Raw genomic sequence first — 15,823 nt, 5'->3', positions numbered from 1 at the left:
GCGACCGGTACCGCGACGCGTACTCCTGTAGCCGTACGCCATAGTCCGTGCCCCGTGCCCCGTGCCCCGTACTCCGTAATACGACGACGAAGGCCGGTGGCTCCTCCTCCCGGAGGCGCCACCGGCCTCGCTCGTGCCGGCGCCGGGCGAGCGCCCGGGCGGGTCAGCCCGCGAGCAGCTTCTTCACCGCGGCGGCGACCCGGCCGCCCTCGGCCTGTCCGGCCACCTTCGGGTTGACGATCTTCATGACGGCACCCATGGCCCGCGGCCCCTCGGCGCCCGCCGCCTTCGCCTCCTCGACGGCCTGCGCGACGATCGCGTTCAGCTCGTCGTCGGAGAGCTGCTTGGGCAGGTAGGCCGCGAGCACCTCGCCCTCCGCCTTCTCGCGCTCGGCGCTCTCGGCACGGCCGCCCTGCGCGAAGGCCTCGGCGGCCTCACGGCGCTTCTTGGCCTCGCGGGTGATCACCTTCTGCACCTCGTCGTCGGAGAGCTCCCGCTTCTCCTTCCCCGCGACCTCCTCCTTGGTGATCGCGGCGAGCGTCAGCCGGAGCGTCGAGGAGCGGAGCTCGTCGCGCTCCTTGATCGCGGCGTTGAGGTCGTCCTGCAGCTTCGACTTGAGCGTGGTCATGGTGACGATTGTCGCAGGTGCCGGGGAAGGGGCGCCTGCCGATTAAAGGGTGCCCCGGCGAACGGACGCGCGGCCGGCTCACTCCCCCGCTTCTGCGACGATGGACACATGCGCGCGCGATACGGAGTACCCCTGGGAATCACGGCGGTTGGCGCCGCCGGACTGGTCTACGCGGCGGGCTTCGAGGCCCGCTCCTTCCGCCTGCGACGGGTGACGATCCCCGTCCTGCCCTCCGGGATGCGCCCGCTGCGCGTGCTCCAGGTCTCCGACATCCACATGGTCGGCGGCCAGCGCAAGAAGCAGCGCTGGCTGCGCTCGCTGGCCGGCCTGCGCCCCGACTTCGTGATCAACACCGGCGACAACCTGTCCGACCCGGACGGTGTCCCGGAGGTCCTGGACGCCCTCGGGCCCCTGATGGAGTTCCCCGGCGCCTACGTCTTCGGCTCCAACGACTACTACGGCCCCAAGCTGCGCAATCCCGCCCGGTACCTGATCGAGAAGGCCCAGGGCCGCCACGGTCTGAACGGCAACGCGCCCGCCGTGGGCGCCGTCCACAACCCGTGGGAGGACCTGCGCGACGGCTTCGACGCCGCCGGCTGGCAGAACCTCACCAACACCCGCGGCACCCTCAAGGTCGAGGGCGTCTCCGTCGAGCTGACGGGGCTGGACGACCCGCACATCAAGCGCGACCGGTACGCGGAAGTGGCCGGCGGCCCGTCCGGCACGGCCGACTTCTCGATGGGCGTCGTGCACGCCCCGTACCTGCGCGTCCTGGACTCCTACACGGCGGACGGCTACCCGCTGATCCTGGCCGGCCACACCCACGGCGGCCAGCTCTGCATCCCCTTCTACGGCGCCCTGGTCACCAACTGCGACCTCGACACGGACCGCGTGAAGGGCCTGTCCACCCACACGGCCGAGGGCCGGACGGCCTACCTCCACGTCTCGGCGGGCTGCGGCACCAACCGCTACACGCCGGTCCGCTTCGCCTGTCCCCCGGAGGCGACGTTGCTGACGCTGGTGGGGCGGGAGTAGCGGGGGGGGCGGAGGCCGGAGGCCGGGGCAGGGCCGCGAAGGCCGGGGCCGGCGGCCGGGGCCGGGGGCTGGGGCCGGGGGCTGGGGCCCGGGGGGAGCCGGGGGCGGGGCACTAAGGCCGGGCCGAATCCGAGGACCGGGCCATGCGCTGGGCCCGGCGCCGGGCCCAGCGCATGGAAGCGCAGAGCCCTGAGCCGGGGGTCACGAGTCGGAAGTCACCCACACGGCCCACCCGCATAGCCCGCTATGTCCGGCATGCCTAGCTTGAGGCCATGACAGCCCCGATACCCAGGGACATCCCGGACCTCCCCGCGGTCCCCGGCCCGCCGACCCTGCTGCCCTCCCCCGTCCCGGCGACGGCCGTGATCACGCCCGTACGCCGCCCGCTGGTCGCCGTCTTCCGACTCCTGACGGCACTCCTGGCCGCCACCGGCGTGGCGCTCGAACTGGCGACGGGCGGCCCGGCCACCAGGACGGTCAGCCACTTCACGCTCCAGAGCAGCGTCCTGCTGGCCCTGGTCATGCTCGCCTCGGCCCGTCGCGCGTGGTCCGCCCGCCGCCCCCTGCCGGGCGCCCTCACCGGAGCGGCCCTGCTCTACGTCGTCGCCGCCGGCCTCATCCACCACCTGCTCCTGGTCAACGCGTCGAGCCCCTTCGCGACCGAGGCGGCGACCGCGGGCACCGGCTGGCAGGCGACCGCGAGCCATCTCCTGAACACCGCCGTCCCCGCGGCCGCCGCCCTGGACTGGCTCCTCCTCACCGCCCCCGGCCGCCTCCACCTGCGCCAGGCCGCCGCGTGGCTCCTCTACCCCCTGGCCTACCTGGCCTTCTCCCTGGCCCGCGGCGAACTCCTCCTCCCCGGCACCCAGGACCGGTACCTCTACCCCTTCCTCGACGTCGACCAGCACGGCTACAAGGGCGTCCTCGGCAACGCCCTCCTCCTGGGCCTCTCCCTCTACGCCCTCGGCGTCCTCCTCGTGGCCCTCGACCACATCCGCCCGAACCCCCTGCGCCGCCGCTGGTAAAACCGGATTTCGTCTCCGGCTCCGGGTGGGCTAAAGTAAACGACGTCGCCGCGAGAGCAGCGACGATCGGGGTGTGGCGCAGCTTGGTAGCGCGCTTCGTTCGGGACGAAGAGGTCGTGGGTTCAAATCCCGCCACCCCGACAGTGAAGTACCAGGTCAGGGGCCTGATCCACCAAGTGGATCAGGCCCCTGACGGGTTTCTGGACAGCGCCCGCCGCCTCGCGACGGCCTTGACCCGGCGCATCCAACGTCTCAGCTCCAATCCGACATGGGCGCATATTGCGCGCATACGCGCCTCCGTGCGCCCTCGCATGCACCCTCCTTGCGCCCCGCGCTCCCCTCCTACGGTCATGGAACAGCGAGGGCCGGAATGAAGTCCGACCCCGACGGGAGCAAGGTGCGGCAGATAGCCGCACCGACCTGACGTCGGCCGGATCTGCCCGCCTTGGGGGATGGGGCGGTATGAGTGCCCGACGGAGGATCCATGACAGCTTCGAACAGGCAGTCCGCGCCTCTGTGTCCGCGTTTGGAGCGGAGGTCACGCCAAAGCTGAGAGGCAGCGGGTGGCAGGAGGACCAGCTCCGGGGACCGCTGGAGAACATGATCCGGTCTGTGTGCCGTGGCCTTGGTCTGGACGTCACCCTCATCGGCGAAGTTCCCCTCGTCGACATGGGAGCCCGCCCTGACTATGTGGTCGAGGTCGGCGGCGCTCTCGTCGGTTACATCGAGCTCAAGAAGCCGGGCACTCAGGCCGACCCGTCCGTCTACACACGCCGCAACGCCGAGCAGTGGGCGAAACTGCGGCTGCTCAACAACGTACTGCTCTGTGACGGTAACGAGTTCTCTGTCCACCAGCAGGGCGAGCAGGTTGGCGACGTGGCCTACCTGCGCGGCTCGGTCCTCACTTCCGGAGCCCGGCTTGCTCCCGCCGACGGCGCGCTTGCCCGAGTGCTGTACGACTTCCTTACCTGGGAGCCGCAGACACCCCGCACCACGAGCCAGCTCATCCGAGCAGTCGCCGGCCTCTGCCAACTTCTGTCGGAAGAGGTCGGTGAGGCGATCGCGCAGGAGAAGAGCCAACGCCGTCTGCCGGCCTTCACAAAGCTGGCCAAGGACTGGCGGCACTTGCTGTTCCCGGAGGCGACCGACACCGAGTTCGTCGAACAGTACGGTCAAGCCGTCGTGTTCGCCCTTCTGCTCGCTCGGGTGGAGGAAATCACCTTCGAGGGCGAGACTATGCACAGCATCGCCACGAAGCTGGGCAAGAAACACTCGCTGATGGGCCAGGCACTTGACGCCCTCGCCGGAGACTCAGTCGCTGGACTGTCCACCACACTCAACACACTGCTCCGTGTCATCGGCGCGGTCAGATGGGACCTGCTCGACGACGGAACGGGCGACGCCTATTTCCTGCTCTACGAGCACTTCCTTCATATCTACGACCCTGAGCTGCGGATACGCACCGGCTCGTACTACACACCGCGTGGTGTCGTCTCGGCCATGGCCAGGCTGGTCGAGGACGTCCTGAGACGGGAGGGATTCCGTATTCCGTCCGGCTTCGCTTCTCCCGATGTGGTCCTTGTCGATCCGGCCATGGGCACCGGCACTTTCCTGCTGTCGGCACTGGAGCTCGCTGCCGAGACGATCGCCGAAGAAGAGGGCCCGGGCGCGGTGGGACCGCGTCTGCGAGACATGGTGGGGCGTCGACTGGTCGGCTTCGAGATGCAGGTCGGTCCGTTCGCAGTCGCAGAACTGCGCATGCACGCCATGCTCAAGCAGTACGGGTCCGCGGCCCCCTCCCAGGGCCTCAGGCTGCTGGTGGCTGATGCCCTGGACAGTCCGACAGCCGAGTTCAACTGGATCCCCCATACCTACCGGGCGCTCGCCGAATCCCGCCGCCAGGCCAACCAGGTCAAGCGGGACGAGCGTGTCATGGTCGTCATGGGCAACCCGCCTCACGACGCCGTGAGCCGGGGCGCCGGCAAGTGGGTGGAACGAGGCGAGCCCGAGGCGGACATCCCCGCCCCGCTGGGGGCCTTCCGGGAACCTGGTAATGGCAGGTACGAGTCGAAGATCGCCAATCTCTACGTCTACTTCTGGCGCTGGGCCACCTGGAAGGTCTTCGACGCACACGACGACGCTCCATTCGGTGTCGTCGCCCTGATCACACCGAAGGCATGGCTCAAGGGGCGGGCGTTCGCCGGAATGCGGCGCTACTTGCGGGAAACCGCCGACGAGGGCTGGATCATCGACCTGTCACCGGAGGGCCACCGCGCGGATGTCGCGACCCGCATCTTCCCCGAGGTCGCCCAGGAGCTGTGCATCGCGATCTTTGTACGATGGCGGGACAGCCCCAGGCCGCGGACAGACCGGCAGGCCGCAAAGGTAAGACACCTCAAGGTCGGCGGGCGCCGCGACGAGAAGATCGAACGTCTGACGACCCTCAGGCTCGACGACCCCGAATGGCGCGAGTGTGCCACCGGCGGGACGGATGCCTTCCTGCCACCCGGCAGCGATCTGTGGGAGTCCTGCCCGCAGTTGAGAGACCTGATGCCGTGGTCGTCCCGTGGCGTCACCCCGGGGCGCATGTGGGTCTATGCACCGGACGAGGAGACGCTCCACAAACGGTGGCGGCGCTTTGTCGCTGCGGACACTGAGCGGCGTGCCGAGATGCTCGGAAACTCGGGAGAGCGAACGCCTGATGACAAGGTCCCGCCCCTGCCGGGGGTCGAATCTCATGGACGTACAACACTCGCCACCGAGCACAGGGCAAACGCTCAAACGGTGCGCATCGGATTCCGGTCGTTCGACCGGCAATATGTCCTGCCGGACAGCCGATTGATGGAACGCGGCAGAGCAGACCTCTGGCGAGTCCGCAGCGACCGCCAGATCTACACCATCGAGCAGAACGCCCACCCGGTGGTCAACGGGCCAGCACTGGTCTTCAGCGCCCTCATCCCCGACATGCACTACTTCAACAACCGCAGCGGTTGCGCCCGTCCTCTCTACCGCAACGCCGCCGGTACGCTGCCCAACGTCGCGCCCGGTCTGCTCCCCCTCATCTCCGGGCGACTCGGCGTACCGGTCGTCGCCGAAGACCTGTTGGCCTACATCGCCGCGATGGCGTCCCACCCGGAGTACACAGCTCGGTTCCAGGAAGACCTGGAAGTCCCGGGCGCCCGGATACCCCTCACCGCTGACCGTTACCTGTGGGAACGGGCGGTTGCCATCGGCCAGCGAGTCCTGTGGCTGCACACCTACGGCGAGCGGTACGCCGATGAGACGGCCGGGAGGCCGTACGGCAGGGTGTTGCTACCACGCGAGCGCCCCCGATGCGTCGCGGAGATTCCGGACCATGCGGAAGCCATGCCGGAGAAGCTGGCGTACGACCCCGTGACACAGGACCTGTGGGTCGGCAGTGGACGGATCAGTCCGGTGCCTCGCGCGGTCCGGGAGTACGAAGTGTCCGGGATGAACGTTCTCGACAAGTGGTTTGGCTACCGTCGAAAGAATCCCGCCGGCAAGCGGCGCCTCGAACTGGACCATGAGTTCGCTCGGCACTGGCTTCCCTCATGGACCACGGAATTGCTGGAGCTGCTGAATGTCCTCGGCCTGCTCGTGCGCGAGGAGCCGGCACAGGCCGACCTCTTCAATGAGGTGTGCGCGGGCCCACTGATCACGGTGGCGGACCTGACCACAGCGGGAACCCTTCCCGTGCCCATAGAGGCGACCAAGGCGTTGAAGGCGACATCGGATGCGGGCGACGCACTGTTCGACCTGTGAGTGAAGCAGCGGCTCGTCTTGGATGTCACGCCCTGGCTTCGGCAGAACCTGGCTGTGTAAAGGGCGGGTAGCGGGACAACTCACTGCGCTGCCCCCTCCGGTTCATTAGCCGCGGACGGGTGGACGTACCTGCCCTCGTTGAACGGCGTGAACCACGCCTTGAACGCCATCGGTGCGACGCCGAGAGCCGATCCGACGGCGCTCTCGTCGGCACCGTCCATGGAGTCGTCGTAGAGCCACTCGTGGTCCATGTCCTCGTAGACATTGTTCGTGAACGCGTCGAGAGCGGCCGAGACACCGTCGTCGAGCAGCCCGAAGGTCTCCAGGGTCACGTTCGTCGCATTCAGCAGTAGCCTCAAGGCGAGTTCCTCGGCGACACAGCTCAGCTGCTGGAAGCTGCCGTCTGTGAAGCGGGTGGTCATGGCGATCACCGTCACCAGGAAGCGGCGGGCGAAGCGGGCGTCGTACTGGAGGGCGTATCGCTCGGGAAGGTCCTCGAAGTGCCAGAGGGGACCGTCGCATTCCGCAGCGGTGGTGTCCTCCTCCGTCAGGGTCTGCACGTCTTGGAACAGCTCGCCCACCAAGACTTCCGTCGCGTACACCAAGGCACCGGCGGCGAGTTTGGCGTCCTCCAGCGAGACGGCGAACTCGCTGTCACAGTGTTCTTCCTCACCGTCTTCGTCGTCCAGGACGCCAAACATCACGGGCGGGAAGGAGCGCAGCTCGTCTGCCAGTGCCAGCATCTGACCGCGTACTGCCTCAGCTTCCGCCTTGGCGTCATAGCCCTCGCTGCCGCCCTCGACCGTGGGACGCTCGGCATGCCGGGCCTTACGGTCAGCCGGATCATCGGGCGGGGCATCGGGACCCTCGGCGGCGGCGAGACTCTCCTGGGCGAGATCCGGGTGCAGTTCGACCTGGCATCGCTCGATCTGCCAGTCAGCCAGCAGCTCAGACCGTTCAAGCAGTTCACCCACGATCGACCGCACAGCCTCCTCGGCGAATTCCAGAGCCGGAGCATCCACGAACACCTTCAGAAGCGCTCCGCCCGGGTAGACGGCCACGATGCTGTCGAGGAGGTCGACTTCCATGCCGTCGGGGCCCTCGATGGCCTCGACCGAGTCGAAGCCGTCCTCAATGAGCGCCACGGCGCCGGCGCGCTGAAGTGGGTCCATCTCCGGAGTGCCCTCCGGGATGTGGGCGTCCACAGTCACTACGTATGTCACGCGTCCGATCCTGGCAGGGATATCCCAGGCGACGGTGAGGAATCCGCTCAATCACGGGCGCTACGCATCGAGCCAAGATGTCGGCCCGGCTGATGTCGGCGGTGCAGCCGTCGTAGACGTCGTGCTCAGCGACCTGGCCAGTGCTTCGGTGGCTCCACAGCGGGGTCGGTGACCTGCAATCGGCTGCGTCGGGAGGGATCGACAGCCGTGAGGGAGATGAGTCGCTGGCCATCCGCCTCCTCCAGCTCGGCCAAGGCGTGAGGAAGCGCCGCACATACGGTGGCGATGGCGGTGCCAAGGCCAACCAAGCCGCCATGCTTGTTGTTCTGGCGGTACTAGAGTAGGTGCCTCACCTGTTTCGTATGCGTGTCTAACTCCGCGGCTACCGCTCCGGAGTGCGCTTGGAGATCGAGACCCCGGAGGCCGGCGTAGCCCGCGAAGTCTGGGAAGAGACAGGCATCCACGTCGAGGGCGACGAGCTCACCGGCGTCTACAACAACACGACCCGAGGCATCGTGGCCGGGGACTTCCGGTGCAAGCCGTCCGGCGGGGACGAGCGCACGTCCAGCGAGTCGACGGCTGTCTCGTGGCTCGACGAGGTCAGCGAGCGCATGGCCGAGGTCTACGCGATCAGGCTCTTGGACGCCCTGGACCCCACACGCGAAGCCACGACGGCAAGCACCTCATGGAACCTGGCCACGCTCTCAGCAGAGGGCGCCACGCGAGTCAGAGCGGAGTCATACGATCCCCAGCATGCAGCTGACACCCCACGAGGTACTCGGCCGTTGGCTCCTCACAACGCTTGGCGAGATGGGCGGCGCGGGCTCCAAGCAAGCGGTGCTTCGGAGAATTCAAGAGCGGTACGGGCCCCAACTCACGGCAACCGACCACCTGCCGCAGCCGTCCAATGGAGAAGTCAAGTGGGAGAACCGAACCGCTTGGCAGCGGAACCGGATGGTCAAGGCAGGGCTTCTCAAGCCGTACGAGAAGCGCGGTGATCCGTGGGCACTCACTGAGGCAGGCTGGGCGGCTTACCGTGCCCTTGAAGCAGGTCAGAAGGGATCCGCTTAGAAGTGGGTTGCGGCAGTCCCAGGCTGAAACGCCGCGTTGAAGAGGTGCGTGTCTAACTGCGTGACAACGCCGACGGACAGCGGCGGAAAGCGCGGACGCCCTTGGACCATCGCCGCAGGTGAGGGACACATCAGCCCAAGGCCGAGCACCCATCAACGTTGCTTCGGACGAAGAGTTCATGGGTTCAAGTCCTGCCTCCCGGACAGTGAGTTACCAGGTCAGGAGCCTGATCCGCAGCGTGGGGCGGGTCCCGGAGGGGTCTTTCTGAGGTCGTTTGGCAGAACGAGCGGCGCTCAACGTGTCGAGGGACGGGGCGACTTGGGCGGCGGCGCAACCCATTCCGCAGGAAGCGGCCGACGGCCAGGGCACCGCCCGCGCGAGGACGGGCGCGGGGATGTAGGCCGCTGGGGCGGGCGGCGTGCGGAGCGGGATCGGGGGCTCGGCTCGGCATGTGGTGCGGCAGGGTCCCGGTGCCGTTGCCTGGTGGTGTCCGGCATCGGGACCTGGCGCTTGCTCCCCTCGGTTCCATCGTGCCGATACGGAGCACGCTCCGCATTGCCCGCTTCCGGCAGTCTTCGGCAGGCCCTTCATGCCGGTGGGCGTCAAGGAGGCGTCGGAAGCGGTGGGTGCCGTCGGTGGGCCCCTGCGAGGGCCGGCCCAGCGGGATATAGGTGCCCCTGACACCCATCCCGGGCGCGGGATAACGGTCCGGTCTCACGGGCTGGGACTTCCGTCGGTGACGAACAGTTATGTGATGTACGTCACTAAAGAAACGGCAAACTCGTGGTAGAACTGCGCAACTCCGCAGGTGGATCGGACAGCTGCCGATCCGCGGAGGGTCGGCCTGTACGCGCACCACGACCCTGAACGATCACGGTCCGAAACCGGACCGTGCGCACGGGTTCGATCACCGGACAACGACGTTCGCTCAGAGACCGCTCACCCGGCGAGATTCCCCAGCCCGCCAGCCCCGCGTCATCGAGGTAGCCACCGTGTCACTCGAATCCGTCACCCAGTCCGTCGACGAAGCCGTCAGCGGATTCTTCGAACCCATAGCCAAGTGGCTGGGAGAGGTCGTCTTCTACGCCGTTCCCGTCGGCGGCACCGACCTGCCCCTCATCGTCGCCTGGCTCGTCGTCGCCGGCCTGGTCTTCACCGGCTGGTTCGGGTTCGTCCAGGTCCGCAAGTTCCGGCTCGCCGTCGACGTGGTGAGGGGGAAGTACGACGAGAAGGGCTCGGCCGGCGAGGTCAACCACTTCCAGGCGCTGACCGCCGCCGTCTCCGGCACGGTCGGTCTCGGCAACATCGCCGGTGTGGCCGTCGCCGTCTCCATCGGCGGCCCCGGCGCCACGTTCTGGATGATCCTGTGCGGCCTGCTCGGCATGGCCACCAAGTTCGTCGAGGTCACCCTCGGCGTGAAGTACCGCGAGGTGCACGCCGACGGCACCGTGTCCGGCGGCCCGATGCACTACCTGCCCAAGGGGCTCGCCGAACGCTTCGGCAAGAACGGCAAGACCCTGGGCAAGGTCCTCGCGGTCCTCGCCTCGTTCATGATCCTCTTCTTCGGCCTCTTCGGCGGCAACCTCTTCCAGGTCAACCAGTCCTACGCGCAGCTGGTCTCCGTCACCGGCGGCGAGGACGGCGCCATCGGCTCCTCCGCCGGCGCCCTGTTCTTCGGCATCCTGGTCGCCGCGCTGGTCGGCATCGTGCTGCTCGGCGGCATCCGCTCCATCGCCAACGTCACCAGCCGGCTGGTGCCCGCCATGGCCGGCATCTACATCGTCGCCTGTCTGATCGTGATCCTGGTCAACGTCAGTGCCGTCCCGGACGCCGTCACCGCCATCGTCGAGGGCGCGTTCAACCCCGAGGGCGTCGCCGGCGGTGTGCTCGGCGCGCTGATCATCGGCTTCAAGCGGGCCGCCTTCTCCAACGAGGCGGGCCTGGGCTCCGCCCCGATCGCCCACTCCGCGGTCAAGACCAAGCACCCCGCGAGCGAGGGTCTGGTCGCCCTGCTGGAGCCGTTCATCGACACCGTCGTCATCTGCACCATGACCGCGCTGACCATCGTCATCGCCAACCCGGCCACGCTCGGCGAGGACATCGGCGGCGTCACCATCACCTCCGACGCCTTCGAGACGGTGCTGCCCTGGTTCCCGTACATCCTGACCGTCGCGGTGATGCTGTTCGCCATCTCCACCGTGCTGACCTGGGGCTACTACGGCCTCAAGGCGTGGACGTACCTCTTCGGCCGCAGCCGGACCAGCGAGGTGACGTACAAGGTCCTCTACACCGTCTTCGCCATCGCCGGCTCGCTGCTGACGCTGCAGACCCTGATCGACCTGGCCGACGCGGTCCTCTTCTCGCTCGCCGTCATCAACATCATCGGCCTCTACCTCCTCGCCCCCGTCGTCAAGCGTGAACTCAACTCCTTCCTGGAGTACGTCCGCGCCCGCGACGCTGGGGAGACCGGGGACGGCGAAGACCAGGAGTCGGTGAAGACCACCGTCTGACCCGCCTCACGCGGACCGGCTCCTGAACGGGCCCGTGCCCACCTCGCGCCTTGGTGAGCACGGGCCCGTCCGTGCCTGTGCGTCCACGGGTGGCCGGGGGCGTGGCCGGTTTGCTCCTTGTTCCTTTCTGCGGGTTCACATGTCATGTGAGGGGGAGTCTGATCGATCAGCGGACGGGGGCGCGGACGTGCACGACGGCAGACCGGACCGGGACCGGGTCGAGGGGGACGCCCGTATCCGGGTGCTGCTGGCCGAGGACGCGCCGTTGATCCGGCAGGCGCTGACCGCGCTGCTGTCCCAGGAACCCGACCTCGACATCGTGGCGGCGGTCGAGCACGGGGACCTCATCGTCCCCACCGCGCTGCGCACGCGGCCGGACGTGGCCGTGCTCGACATCGACCTGCCCGGCATGGACGGGATCACCGCCGCCGTGGAGCTGCAGGCCAAGCTGCCCTCCTGCCGTTCCCTGCTGCTGACCAGCGTGGCGCGACCGGAGCACGTGCGGCGGGCGCTCACGGCCCGGGTGGTCGGGTTCATCCGCAAGGACGCGCCGACCGCCCGGTTGGCGGAGGACATCCGGCAGGTGGCCCGGGGGCACCGGGTGGTCGATCCCGAACTGGCGCTCGCGGCGGCGACGGCGTCGGAGAATCCGCTGACCCCCCGTGAGGTCTCGGTGCTCCGGCTGACGGCGCAGGGCGCGTCGACGCGGGACGTCGCCGCGCAGCTCTACATCTCGGTCGGCACGGTCCGCAACCATCTGGCGTCCGCCGTGGCCAAGACCCAGGCCCGCAGCCGGGTGGACGCGATCAGGATCGCGACCGAGGCAGGGTGGCTCTGACCGTGCCGCCCCGCGCGGCGGGGGCGCCGGGGTCGTCACCGGCCGCGCCGTCCGGCGGGGCCTCGGGCGGCGCCTCGTCGCTCCAGTGGCCGACCAGGTCGCGGTAGAGGGGGGAGCGCCGCAGCACCTCGTGGTGTGCGCCGCCGACCGCCCGGTCGCCGTCCAGGACGAGGACGTGCCGGGCGCGGAGCGCGGAGCTGATGCGGTGGGCGATGACGACCAGCGATCCCGGCCGCCGGGCGAACGCCTCCTCCGCGCGGGCCTCCGCCGCCGGGTCGAGGTGGCAGGTGGCCTCGTCCAGCACGACGAGGGGGGCCGGCGACAGATAGGCGCGGGCCAGGGCGATCTGCTGGCGCTCGCCCGACGACAGGGCGGCCGGGTCGACCTGGGCGCCGAGGCCGCCGAGCCGGGTGACGAGCGGGGCCGCCCCCACCGCGGCCACGGCCGTCGTCACCTCGTCCTCGCCGGCGTCGGGGCGCAGGAGGCACAGGTTCTCCATGAGGCCGCCCGAGAAGACGTACGCCTCCTGGGGGACGAGGACGCGCACGGCGGAGCGGTCGGCCGGGCTCAGGGCGGCCGGCGGGCGGCCCGCGACCAGGATCCGGCCACGGTCCGGCCGCAGGGTGCCGCAGATCAGCCCGGCCAGGGTGGACTTGCCGATGCCGCTCGGCCCCACGACCGCGAGGTGCGCGCCCTCCGGCACGGTGAGGTCGAGGTCCCGCAGGACCGGGGCCGCGTGTGCTCCGTAGGCGAAGGTGACGGCGGTCAGGACGACGTCGTGGGCGGGACGGGCGGACGCGCTCGCCCGGGGCCGGGTGCTCGGCGCGGGAGGAGGGGCGGGGAGCGGGTGGGCCTCGAGGATGCGGCGCAGCGCCACCGCGAGACGCAGGCCGCTGCCGCCCAGCCCCTGGATGAGCGAGCGGACCGCCGGCTGCAGGCCACCCGTCACATAGGTCGCCGCTCCCAGCACGGCGCCCGTGGTCAGACCGCCCGAGCGCAGCCCGGGGGCGGCCACCAGCAGCAGAAGCAGCGGCAGCCAGCCGGCGACCGCGAGGCACAGCACCCGGGCGGGCATGAGGACCGCGAGGCGCCGTGCGGCGGCCGCCTGGGCGTCGATCCGCTCCGCGAGCCGGTCCCGTACGCCGTCCTCCGCACCGCACGCCGTGATGTCCCGGGCGGCCGCGCACGCGGCGCCGGCCGCCTCGGCGACGCGTTCGTCCGCGACGATGACGTCCCGCTGCGCGCCGGCCATCCGGCGGAGCAGGGCCAGGAAGAGGCCGAGGCCCGCCAGGAGGGGCGGCAGGACGAGCGGCAGGACGGACGGCGCCAGGAACACCATGCCGAGCAGGGCTCCGCCGACGGTGAGCAGGAAGCCGCGTACGACCATGAGCACGCCGGCGTACGCCTCGCGCACCATCTCGACCTGGAGGGTCAGGCGGGAGACGCCCGAGGCGTCCACGGGATGTCCCGCCACGGCCTGGTGCAGCGCCCCCGCGGCGACCCGGCGCACGAGGTCGTCGCGGAAGGGTTCGACCACGCGGGCGAGCAGCGGGTACGCCTGCCGCGTCCCCCAGGCCCCGGCGAAGACGCCGAGCCCCATCAGGGCGAGCCAGCCCAGTCCGCGCAGCGGGTGCCCCGCCGCGAAGCCGTGATCGACGGCGCGGGCCACGAGGTGGCCGGCGAGCAGCGCGGGGACGGCTTCGACCAGGGACCACAGGATCAGGCGGAGGAGGAGCCCGGGCCGGGCCCGCAGGGGGGCGACGAGGAGGGGGAGGAGGGGGAGCGGGTCCCGGGGGGTTCGGACGTTCACGGCGCCACCTCCGCGCCGGCGTCCGCGTCGGCGTCGGCGGCGTCCGCGTCCACGTCGGCGGCGGCATCCGCGTCCGCGTCCGCGGCGCCGCGGAAGACCCGTCGGTACGCGGGTTCCGTGCGCCAGAGTTCGCGGTGCGGGCCGACCCGGCGGACCCGGCCGCCGTCGAGCCAGGCGACGGTGTCCGCGCGGGCCGCCGTGGCCGCCCGGTGGGCGACGACGACGCGGGTCCGGTCGCGCAACGCCCCGGTGAGGACGGCGCCGACGCGGTGTTCGGTGACGGTGTCCAGGCTGGACGTGGCGTCGTCGAGGACGAGCAGTCGGCCGCGGTGCACGAACGCGCGGGCCAGACCGAGGCGTTGGACCTCGCCACCGGACAGGGCCGCCTCCGACGGCGGGGTCCGGTAGTCCTCGGGCAGGCGTCGTACGAATCCGTCGGCGTCGGCGGCGCGGGCCGCGCGCTCGATCCGCTCGGCCGGGACCTCGTCCGCCGCCCGGCCGGTCCCCCAGGCGATCGCCTCGCCGAGGGTCTCGCCGAAGAGCACCGGGCGTTCGAAGGCGTGGGCGACCGCGGACCGCAGGTCCTCGCGGGTCAGCCGGCGCAGCGGCACGCCGTCCAGGGCGACCGTCCCGGCGTCGGGGTCGGCCAGCCGGCCGGCGACCGCGGCGAGCAGCGATTTACCCGAGCCCGACGCGCCGACGAGCGCCACGCACGAGCCGCCGGGGACCGTCAGATCGACTCCGTCGAGGACGGTCCCGCCCCCGGCGACCACGCGGACGTCACGGAGTTCCAGGGTGCCCGGACCCGGAGGGAGCGTCCGCGCGCCGTACTCCAGGGCGGGGCGGGACAGGGCGCCGCGCACCCGCTCGGCGCCGGCCCGTGCCCTGGCCAGGCGGCCGAGGAGCATCGTCGTCATGCCGACTCCGCTGCCGATGGCGACGTACTGGGCGGCGGCCAGCATCTCGCCCGCGGTGATGCGCCCGGCGGAGAGCGCGAAGCCCGCCACGGACAGCACGCCGATCTCCAGGAGCGGGGTGAGCAGGGCGGACCGGCCGGCGACGCCGGTCTGCGCCTGCCACATGCCGTGGCCCAGCCGGCTCAGTTCGGGCAGCGTCCGCAGGATCCGGCGGGTCTCGGCCTCGGCCGTCCCCGCGGCGGCGATGGTGCGGCGCCCGGAGAGGGCCTCCAGCAGGGCGGTCGCCAGGCGTCCCTGCGCCTCCTGGTACCGGGTGGACACGTCGGACATGCGCCGGGTGAACGTGCGCAGGACCACGACGACGGCGGGGAAGCCGAGCAGGAACGTACCGGCGAGCCAGGGGTCGATCAGCGCGAGGGCGATGACGCTGCCGACGGCGGGCACCACCGAGAGCGCCGCGCGGACCAGTACGGCGGCCACGGCGCCCGCCTCGCCCGCCGCGCCCACCAGGCGGCTCACCAGGTCACCGGTGGCGGAGCGGGCCGCGCCGGGGCCGGTCCAGGAGAGCAGGGAGCCGAGCATCGAGTGGCGCAGGAGGGCGACTCCGCGTGCGGCGCCGACACCGGCGGCCAGCTCGAACAGGGCGTCGGCGGCGGCCATGGCGGCCACGGCCACGAGGCAGCCGATCACCCACCGGCTGCCGCCGGCGCCGTCGAGCACGGCGTCGAGGGCCTTGCCGAGGAGGGCGGGGAAGAGGATCTGCGCCACGGTCGACAGGGTCGCCGTGACGAGCAGCAGTACGGTCCAGGCGCCGCCCGCGCGCGCGGTGCGCAGCAGAATGCGGTCTGCCGCGCGCCCCGGGTGCCGGGTTACGCTTTTCAGCGGCTGGTCCGCGGTCATGTGCTGCTCCTTGTGCGAGGTGCCACGGGCGGCCCGGACCCGACACGGTCCGGCCGGCGGGTGATTGCCGCACCCGCCGACCG

At 70.5% G+C, this 15,823-nt stretch carries 9 protein-coding genes, 1 tRNA gene and 2 pseudogenes; 8 read left to right on the top strand and 4 right to left on the bottom strand.

Annotated elements, in window-relative coordinates; all coding sequences use genetic code 11:
* Window positions 1–163: 163 nt before the first annotated feature.
* Complete coding sequence (locus ACFZP7_RS18945) at window positions 164–628, bottom strand: GatB/YqeY domain-containing protein (protein ID WP_019329804.1); 465 nt, start codon at window positions 626–628, stop codon at window positions 164–166.
* A gap of 108 nt (window positions 629–736) precedes the next feature.
* Here ACFZP7_RS18945 and ACFZP7_RS18940 point away from each other — a divergent pair, with 108 nt between their 5' ends.
* The 4 genes and pseudogenes from ACFZP7_RS18940 to ACFZP7_RS18925 all read left to right on the top strand — a co-directional run bounded on the left by ACFZP7_RS18940 (window position 737) and on the right by ACFZP7_RS18925 (window position 6,471).
* On the top strand, window positions 737–1,663 hold the full coding sequence (locus ACFZP7_RS18940) for a metallophosphoesterase (RefSeq protein ID WP_019329803.1): 927 nt from the start codon (window positions 737–739) through the stop codon (window positions 1,661–1,663).
* Window positions 1,664–1,935: 272 nt separating this feature from the next.
* Window positions 1,936–2,722: pseudogene (locus ACFZP7_RS18935) on the top strand (Pr6Pr family membrane protein).
* Window positions 2,723–2,755: 33 nt separating this feature from the next.
* Window positions 2,756–2,829 (top strand) — tRNA-Pro (locus ACFZP7_RS18930).
* A 459-nt stretch (window positions 2,830–3,288) separates the two neighbouring features.
* On the top strand, window positions 3,289–6,471 hold the full coding sequence (locus ACFZP7_RS18925) for a type ISP restriction/modification enzyme (RefSeq protein ID WP_385634917.1): 3,183 nt from the start codon (window positions 3,289–3,291) through the stop codon (window positions 6,469–6,471).
* An 80-nt stretch (window positions 6,472–6,551) separates the two neighbouring features.
* Here ACFZP7_RS18925 and ACFZP7_RS18920 read toward each other — a convergent pair whose 3' ends face one another.
* Window positions 6,552–7,745, bottom strand: coding sequence for a hypothetical protein (locus tag ACFZP7_RS18920; RefSeq protein ID WP_254219211.1), 1,194 nt, complete (start codon window positions 7,743–7,745; stop codon window positions 6,552–6,554).
* 359 nt (window positions 7,746–8,104) lie between these two features.
* Between ACFZP7_RS18920 and ACFZP7_RS18915 the strand changes: the two are divergent.
* From ACFZP7_RS18915 to ACFZP7_RS18900, 4 genes and pseudogenes are all read left to right on the top strand, one after another.
* Window positions 8,105–8,391 (top strand): annotated as a pseudogene (locus ACFZP7_RS18915) (NUDIX hydrolase); the annotation flags it as partial.
* A gap of 56 nt (window positions 8,392–8,447) precedes the next feature.
* Entirely contained in the window at window positions 8,448–8,765 is a 318-nt protein-coding gene (locus ACFZP7_RS18910) for a winged helix-turn-helix domain-containing protein (protein ID WP_127444000.1), read from the top strand.
* 992 nt (window positions 8,766–9,757) lie between these two features.
* Complete coding sequence (locus tag ACFZP7_RS18905; protein WP_210903947.1) at window positions 9,758–11,275, top strand: sodium:alanine symporter family protein; 1,518 nt, start codon at window positions 9,758–9,760, stop codon at window positions 11,273–11,275.
* 187 nt (window positions 11,276–11,462) lie between these two features.
* Window positions 11,463–12,113, top strand: a complete 651-nt coding sequence (locus ACFZP7_RS18900) for a DNA-binding response regulator (RefSeq protein ID WP_046249700.1) — start codon at window positions 11,463–11,465, stop codon at window positions 12,111–12,113.
* Here ACFZP7_RS18900 and ACFZP7_RS18895 read toward each other — a convergent pair.
* Both ACFZP7_RS18895 and ACFZP7_RS18890 read right to left on the bottom strand, forming a co-directional pair.
* Window positions 12,082–13,923 carry an ATP-binding cassette domain-containing protein gene (locus ACFZP7_RS18895; RefSeq protein ID WP_385634915.1) on the bottom strand — a complete coding sequence of 614 codons (1,842 nt, stop codon included), beginning with the start codon at window positions 13,921–13,923 and terminating at the stop codon, window positions 12,082–12,084. The two genes, ACFZP7_RS18900 and ACFZP7_RS18895, sit on opposite strands and share 32 nt — an antisense overlap.
* Complete coding sequence (locus tag ACFZP7_RS18890; RefSeq protein WP_385634913.1) at window positions 13,920–15,740, bottom strand: ATP-binding cassette domain-containing protein; 1,821 nt, start codon at window positions 15,738–15,740, stop codon at window positions 13,920–13,922. The genes ACFZP7_RS18895 and ACFZP7_RS18890 overlap by 4 nt, the downstream gene beginning before the upstream one ends.
* Window positions 15,741–15,823: the final 83 nt, after the last annotated feature.

Origin of the sequence: Streptomyces sp. SudanB5_2050, from assembly GCF_964272335.1 — a bacterium.
In the GTDB taxonomy this organism is placed as follows: Bacteria; Actinomycetota; Actinomycetes; order Streptomycetales; family Streptomycetaceae; genus Streptomyces; species Streptomyces rochei.
Note: the sequence above shows the minus strand (reverse complement) of the source record. Positions and strands in the feature narration are given on the sequence as shown.

Coding starts and splice junctions, on each gene's coding strand:
- ACFZP7_RS18945 (WP_019329804.1), bottom strand. CDS start 628: ATGACCACGCTCAAGTCGAAGCTGCAGGACGACCTCAACGCCGCGATC.
- ACFZP7_RS18940 (WP_019329803.1), top strand. CDS start 737: ATGCGCGCGCGATACGGAGTACCCCTGGGAATCACGGCGGTTGGCGCC.
- ACFZP7_RS18925 (WP_385634917.1), top strand. CDS start 3,289: ATGATCCGGTCTGTGTGCCGTGGCCTTGGTCTGGACGTCACCCTCATC.
- ACFZP7_RS18910 (WP_127444000.1), top strand. CDS start 8,448: ATGCAGCTGACACCCCACGAGGTACTCGGCCGTTGGCTCCTCACAACG.
- ACFZP7_RS18890 (WP_385634913.1), bottom strand. CDS start 15,740: ATGACCGCGGACCAGCCGCTGAAAAGCGTAACCCGGCACCCGGGGCGC.